Source organism: Pseudomonas sp. TE12508 (genome assembly GCF_056279485.1).
The window spans coordinates 142,785-149,449 of the sequence record NZ_JBWCCN010000021.1 but is presented as its reverse complement, the minus strand read 5'-3'; the positions used below and the strand labels follow the sequence as shown (position 1 = coordinate 149,449).

Sequence of the window (6,665 nt, the reverse complement as noted above, 5' to 3'; positions counted from 1 at the left end):
TTTGCCGTTCGAAGTAGCGGCAGCCAGGATGTGGCTGTAAGCCTTGCCCAACTCTGCAACCAGCGGAGCAACGTTTTCCGGCAGTTGATGAGCGTGAGCGGCGTTATCGGCCACCAGCACTTTGGCCACACCAGCGATTTTCGCAGCGGCTTCAGCCACGGCGCCAGCACCCTGACCTGCAACCAGAACGTGGATATCACCACCGATCTTGGCGGCAGCAGCCACAGTGTTCAGCGTGGCCGGGGCCAGTACTTTGTTGTCCTGCTGGTCATTTGAATAGTCAGCAATCACCAGGATCGTCATTCAGATCACCTTCGCTTCGTTTTTCAGTTTCTCGACCAGTTCAGCCACCGACTTGACCTTGATACCCGCGCTGCGTGCAGCCGGCGCTTCGACTTTCAGGGTCTTGTTGGTGGAGGCGGTGGAAACGCCCAAAGCGTCCGCAGTCACTACTTCGAGAGGCTTCTTCTTGGCTTTCATGATGTTTGGCAGGGACGCGTAGCGCGGCTCGTTCAAACGCAGGTCGGTGGTGACGATGGCCGGCAGTTTCAGAGAAACCGTCTGCGCTCCGCCGTCGATTTCGCGGGTCACGGCAACGCTGTCGCCGGACACTTCGACTTTCGACGCGAACGTGCCCTGACCGTAGCCGCTCAATGCCGCGAGCATCTGGCCAGTCTGGTTGTTGTCGCTATCGATGGCTTGTTTGCCGAGGATCACCAGCTGAGGCTGTTCCTTGTCGACAACAGCTTTCAACAACTTGGCAACCGCCAGGGAAGTCAGATCTTCAGCGGATTCGACGAGGATGGCACGGTCGGCACCCAGAGCCAGCGCGGTGCGCAGTTGCTCTTGAACGGTGGACGGGCCGATGGAGACGACGACGATTTCAGTCGCAACGCCTTTCTCTTTCAGACGTACGGCTTCTTCCACTGCGATTTCGCAGAATGGGTTCATCGACATCTTGACGTTAGCGAGGTCGACGCCGGAATTGTCCGCCTTGACACGAACCTTGACGTTGTAATCGACCACGCGTTTCACAGCTACCAGGATCTTCATTGGGCAGTGTTCACTCGAAAATAGTTGATCGTTGCTGTCAGATAGCCCCGGCTGCGCGCATTTGTTCGATGCGGTCTGATCCCAGCCCCAGTTCCCTGAGCACCTGTTCGGTGTGTTGGCCAAGGCCCGGCACAGCATCCATACGCGGTTCAAAAGCGCTGTTGCTGCCGGGCGGTAGCAGACTCGGGACGCTGCCGGCAGAGGTCTCGACTTCCCGCCAGCGATCACGTGCCTGGAGTTGTGGATGGTCCCAAACACCCTGCATGTCGTTGACCCGGGCATTGGCGATCTGCGCATGCTCCAGCCGATCGAACACGGCATCGAAATTGAGCGTGGAGAACGCTTCAACGATGAGTTGCCGTAGCGCGTGACGGTTTTCGACCCGCTTGAAGTTGGCCGAGAAACGCTCGTCTTTGACCAGTTCGGGCGTAAGGAGCACCTTCTCGCAAAACAGCTGCCATTCACGCTCGTTCTGCAACCCCAGCATCACGGTGGTGCCGTCGCCGATAGGGAAGGGACCATAGGGATAAATAGTGGCGTGCGCGGCGCCGGCGCGAGGTGGCGGAGGGGCGCCGTCGTAGGCGTAGTACATCGGGTAGTTCATCCACTCGACCAGGCTTTCCAGCATCGACACATCCAGGTGGCTGCCTTCGCCGGTACGTTCACGCAACAACAGCGCCGACAGAATTGCGGTGTAGGCGTACATGCCGGCCGCGATGTCGGCGATCGAGCAACCGGCCTTGGCCATTTCTTCCTCGCCCGGGCCGCCGGTCACCGACAGAAAACCGCCTTCGCTCTGAATCAACAGGTCGTAGGCTTTCTTCTTTTCATAGGGGCCACCGACGCCATAGCCGGAAATGTCGCAGACAATCAGCCGCGGAAAGCGCTGATGCAAGGCCTCGAATGACAGCCCCATTCGCGCGGCCGCACCGGGTGCCAGGTTCTGCACGAGCACATCGGCGGTGGCCAGCAAACTGTCCAGTACCTCGGTGGCCGAGTCTTGCTTCAAGTCCAGGGTCAGGCTTTCTTTCGAACGATTGGTCCAGACGAAGTGCGAGGCCAGGCCGTTGACGCGTTGGTCGTAACCCCGGGCGAAATCGCCTGTGCCCGGACGTTCGACCTTGATCACGCGGGCGCCAAGGTCGGCCAGTTGTCGGGTGCAGAAGGGCGCTGCAATGGCATGCTCAAGGCTGACGACGGTAATGCCATCGAGCGGGCGGAGGCCTTTGGGCTGGCTCATAGTGTTATCTCTCTTGTTATTAGAAAGAGCGCGGCAGCTCGAGCAGGTGTTCGGCCACGTACGACAGGATCAGGTTGGTGGAGATGGGAGCGACCTGATACAGGCGGGTTTCACGGAATTTGCGCTCGACGTCGTACTCGCAGGCGAAGCCAAAGCCACCGTGAGTCTGCAAGCAGGCATTAGCCGCTTCCCAGGAGGCTTTCGCCGCCAGGTACTTGGCCATGTTGGCGCTGGCCCCGGCGTTGATGCCGCTGTCGTATTCCTCGCAGGCACGCCAGCGCATCAGGTCGGCCGCCTCGATTTCGATGTGCGCTTCGGCAATCGGAAACTGCACGCCCTGGTTCTGTCCGATCGGGCGCCCAAACACCACACGGTCGCGGGCATAAGCGCTGGCCTTTTCGATAAACCAGCGACCGTCACCGATGCATTCGGCGGCAATCAGGGTCCGCTCGGCATTCAGGCCGTCGAGGATGTACCTGAAGCCCTTGCCTTCCTCGCCGATCAGGCTGTCAGCGGGGATTTCCAGGTTGTCGAAGAACAACTCGTTGGTCTCGTGATTGACCATGTTGGCGATCGGCTGCACGGTCATGCCGTTGCCGATGGCCTCGCGCAGGTCCACGAGGAAGATCGACATGCCTTCGGATTTTTTCTTTACATCGGCCAACGGTGTGGTGCGCGCCAGCAGGATCATCAGGTCGGAATGCTGGATCCGCGAGATCCACACCTTCTGACCGTTGATTACGTACTTGTCGCCTTTGCGTACGGCGGTGGTCTTGATCTTGGTGGTGTCGGTGCCGGTGGTGGGCTCGGTCACGCCCATCGATTGCAGGCGTAATTCCCCGCTGGCGAGTTTTGGCAGGTAGTAGCTTTTCTGCGCTTCGCTGCCGTGTCGCAGCAGGGTGAACATGTTGTACATCTGCCCGTGCACGGTCCCGGAGTTCCCGCCGCAGCGGTTCACTTCTTCAAGGATCACCGATGCTTCGGCCAGCCCCAGGCCGGAGCCGCCATATTCGACAGGGATCATCGCGGCCAGCCAACCGGCATCAGTCAGGGCCTTGACGAAGGTTTCCGGAAAGCCTTTTTCTTCGTCGACTTTGCGCCAGTAGGCGGCATCAAATTCAGCGCAAAGAGCGCGTACGCCTTCGCGGATGGCATTGAGTTCTTCAGCGTTGCGGTCGGTCATTATTATTCTCCTCAGTGCGTCACGCACGGCTTTTGCCCTGCGTGACCGGGTCCGGCATAGAGCAATCAGATCGGGTTGAAACCCAAGGCAGCGCGAAAGCGATTCTTGATGTAGTGACCATCGCGCGGTGGCAGCACCCGTGGCGGGTTTTCCGCTTTGATCTTGATCGTTGCGAGCTTGACGCCATCGCGGGTTGCAAAGCGCTCGCGCAAGTTGTGTACGCCTTCCATGTCGCGGATTTCATCGGTCCAGCTGAAGCCGCAGGTTTTCGCCACCTGGTCCAGGGAAATACCAAAACCCGCGTGGCTGACCTGCATGCCGGTTTCGCCAAAGTGACCGTTGTCCAACACAGCAATGGTCAAGTTGGCGGGCTTTTGCAGCGCGACGGTCGCCAGTGCGCCGAAGCCCATGAGCAACTCACCGTCACCCGTGACGACCACCACCGATTTGTCCGGCTGGGCATTGGCCAGGCCCAGGCCGACTGTGATTGCGCTGCCCATGGCGGCCCAGAGGTAGTAATTCAGATCATTGTCACCGGCCGCCATGACGTCATAGGACGCCGATCCCAGACCGGTCACGACCAGCACGTCGTTGCGATCGGCCAACAAGGCTTTGACCACTTCGCGGCGGCACAGGGTGTGGTTTGCGCTTACTTGACCCATTTCTTTTCTCCAATCAGGCGCTGGCCGAGCAGCAGGGCAGTGGCGGAATCACCGTTGAAGGCCATGGTCGCGGCACCGTGCAGCAACGGGGCGACGTCTTCGGGAACGTCGGCACGCCAGGTCATGACTTTCATCAGGTTCAGAGAGGCTTCGGTGGCCTGACCCATAGGGTTCTGCCACGCGTTGAATTCGGCCCAGTCACCGCGCATGGTGACCACCATCAACAGCGGGAAACCGGCACAGACTTGAAGGGCCAGGGTGTTGATGCAGTTACCGACACCGCTGGACTGCATCAAGAGGGCGCCGCGCTCACCGCCCAACCAGGCGCCGGCGAGGTAGCCGATGCCTTCTTCCTCAGTGGTGAGGACGACGGCCTTGATGTCCGGGTCTGCGTACGACATGCGGATCGCCGCGGAATGGCCTGCATCCGGTACGAAGACCACGTGTTTGACATCGTGGGCCTTGAGCACGCGGAACACGTCCTCCTGCCAATCCTGCCCCACGGTTTGTTCAGCTTCTGTTGACATGCCTATCTCCCAAGCAGTGCTGCTTTTGTGTTTTCACTCATTCTGGGAGCGCTGGAGGAGAACGACGACTACCGTTTTTGTCTTTGAGATATGCCCGTTTTGTATAGCTGGACGGCGGATGCGTGCGCAGCAGTGAGCGGCGATAACCACGAATTATGGGAAGAGGAAAACTGAGTGTTTGCCATTCACGAAAACGCTGAGCCTGAGCGTGGCGCCATAGCTTTTGGGCATATCTGGTAGAGCGCGATCGGCTCTTATTGGGGGAACAGGACTAGCGTAGTTTTCCGGCTACGTCGGTACAGCGCGTAACCGATGCAACCACAACTATAAGATCCGAGGATTGCACCTATGTATGACAGCTTCCTGCCGTTGGCTTGCCCCGTCCTGTCCTCTGTCCATGACCTGTTCCGCCCGCATCCATCCTCGACGTGCCGTTACAGGCACTTTGCACTTGCCTTTTTCATTCCGTAGCACTGCGGCTGACCTTGCGTTTTTCAGCGCCACGCGGGCGCTTGTCCAGGCTACTTTCCAGAAAATACGACAACAGGTGCGTTATGAAAAACAGGCTACCGGCTGCGGCAGGCATCTTGATCGCCATGCTGCTGGGGATCGTTATCGGCTACATGATTTTCCTCAACTTCCCGGACAAAGCGGCGGCGACCCGAGTCGCCGGTTACATCTCGATCATCTCCGATATTTTTCTACGTCTGATCAAAATGCTCATCGGCCCCTTGGTGTTTTCGACGCTGGTGGTGGGCATCGCTCACATGGGCGACGCAAGCGCTGTGGGCCGGGTCTTTTGCAAGGCGCTGGGCTGGTTCGTCACCGCGTCGTTGATTTCGCTGTCGGTGGGGTTGGTCATGGCCAACCTGCTGCAACCCGGGCACAACCTGGGCTTGCCATTACCAGAGGTGACGAGTGCGACCAACCTGCAAACGTCAGTGTTCACCCTGAAGGATTTCGCGACGCATTTGGTGCCCAGGTCTTTCGCGGAGGCCATGGCCACTAATGAAATTCTGCAGATCGTGGTGTTCTCGCTGTTTTTTGGCGTGGCGTTGGCCTCTCTAGGCAAGAAGGCCCAAGGACTGATCAATGTCATAGAGGATTTGTCTCACGCGATGTTGAAAGTCACCGGTTACGTGATGAAACTCGCGCCGCTGGCGGTGATGGCGGCCATGGCCGCGACCGTGGCGGTCAACGGACTCTACATTCTGGTGAAATTCGCGGTCTTCATGCGTGACTTCTATTTCGGGCTGATCGTGCTCTGGGCAATGCTGATGTTTGCCGGTTGGATGTTCCTGGGGCGGCGCGTGTTCAAACTGGTGGTGCTGATCAGGGAAGCTTTCCTGCTGTCTTTCGCCACGGCCAGTTCCGAGTCGGCTTACCCGAAGATTCTTCATGCGCTGGATCGTTTCGGGGTCAAGCGCAGGATCTCGAGTTTCGTCATGCCCATGGGTTACTCCTTCAACCTCGACGGCTCGATGATGTACTGCACGTTTGCCGTGCTGTTCATCGCTCAGGCCTATGGCATCGAGATGTCCATCGGTACGCAGATCACTATGTTGTTGACGTTGATGCTGACCTCCAAAGGCATGGCCGGCGTGCCGCGCGCTTCACTGGTGGTTATTGCCGCGACCCTGACCCAGTTCGATATTCCCGAAGCCGGTTTGCTGCTGATTCTGGGAATCGATACCTTCCTTGATATGGGCCGCTCGGCCACCAACGCGGTGGGCAACTCCATCGCCACGGCGGTGGTGGCCAAATGGGAGGGCGAGTTGGTGAGTGAGGACGAGGTTGAGCGTCATGCCGCAGCGCTGGATGTTCAGGGTGACACAGGAGAAAAACCGCTGACGGTCTGATCTGTTATCGGTGCGTCTTCAAGATCAAAGGGTGAGCATTCACAAACGTGGCTGCTCGCTCTTTGTCGTTTATTCGAACGTAAGGGGCGGCCACATGTTTCGCAAAGGCGCTTGATGCAACAGCACAAAAAAAGCCCTTAC

The 6,665-nt window shown here is 58.6% G+C and carries 7 protein-coding genes; 1 reads left to right on the top strand and 6 read right to left on the bottom strand.

The features are described from left to right. The 6 genes from ACZ9IM_RS26215 to ACZ9IM_RS26190 form a co-directional block, all read right to left on the bottom strand. Positions 1–303 (bottom strand): adenine nucleotide alpha hydrolase family protein (locus tag ACZ9IM_RS26215; protein ID WP_476225375.1); only part of this gene is annotated, 303 nt, incomplete at its 3' end. Next, positions 304–1,053, bottom strand: coding sequence for an electron transfer flavoprotein subunit beta/FixA family protein (locus ACZ9IM_RS26210; RefSeq protein WP_476225374.1), 750 nt, complete (start codon positions 1,051–1,053; stop codon positions 304–306). A gap of 37 nt (positions 1,054–1,090) precedes the next feature. Next, complete coding sequence (locus tag ACZ9IM_RS26205; protein WP_476225373.1) at positions 1,091–2,293, bottom strand: CaiB/BaiF CoA transferase family protein; 1,203 nt, start codon at positions 2,291–2,293, stop codon at positions 1,091–1,093. Positions 2,294–2,312: 19 nt separating this feature from the next. Beyond that, positions 2,313–3,476, bottom strand: coding sequence for an acyl-CoA dehydrogenase family protein (locus ACZ9IM_RS26200; protein ID WP_476225372.1), 1,164 nt, complete (start codon positions 3,474–3,476; stop codon positions 2,313–2,315). Between the two features lie 65 nt (positions 3,477–3,541). Beyond that, complete coding sequence (locus ACZ9IM_RS26195; RefSeq protein ID WP_063340128.1) at positions 3,542–4,138, bottom strand: thiamine pyrophosphate-dependent enzyme; 597 nt, start codon at positions 4,136–4,138, stop codon at positions 3,542–3,544. Next, positions 4,126–4,665 (bottom strand): thiamine pyrophosphate-binding protein, encoded by a 540-nt coding sequence (locus ACZ9IM_RS26190; protein ID WP_007896342.1) that lies wholly within the window; start codon positions 4,663–4,665, stop codon positions 4,126–4,128. The genes ACZ9IM_RS26195 and ACZ9IM_RS26190 overlap by 13 nt, the downstream gene beginning before the upstream one ends. A gap of 554 nt (positions 4,666–5,219) precedes the next feature. On the opposite strand from ACZ9IM_RS26190, the gene ACZ9IM_RS26185 reads away from it, so the two are divergent. Further along, a complete protein-coding gene (locus ACZ9IM_RS26185) occupies positions 5,220–6,524 on the top strand; it encodes a dicarboxylate/amino acid:cation symporter (protein ID WP_476225371.1) in 1,305 nt (434 codons plus the stop codon). Positions 6,525–6,665: the final 141 nt, after the last annotated feature.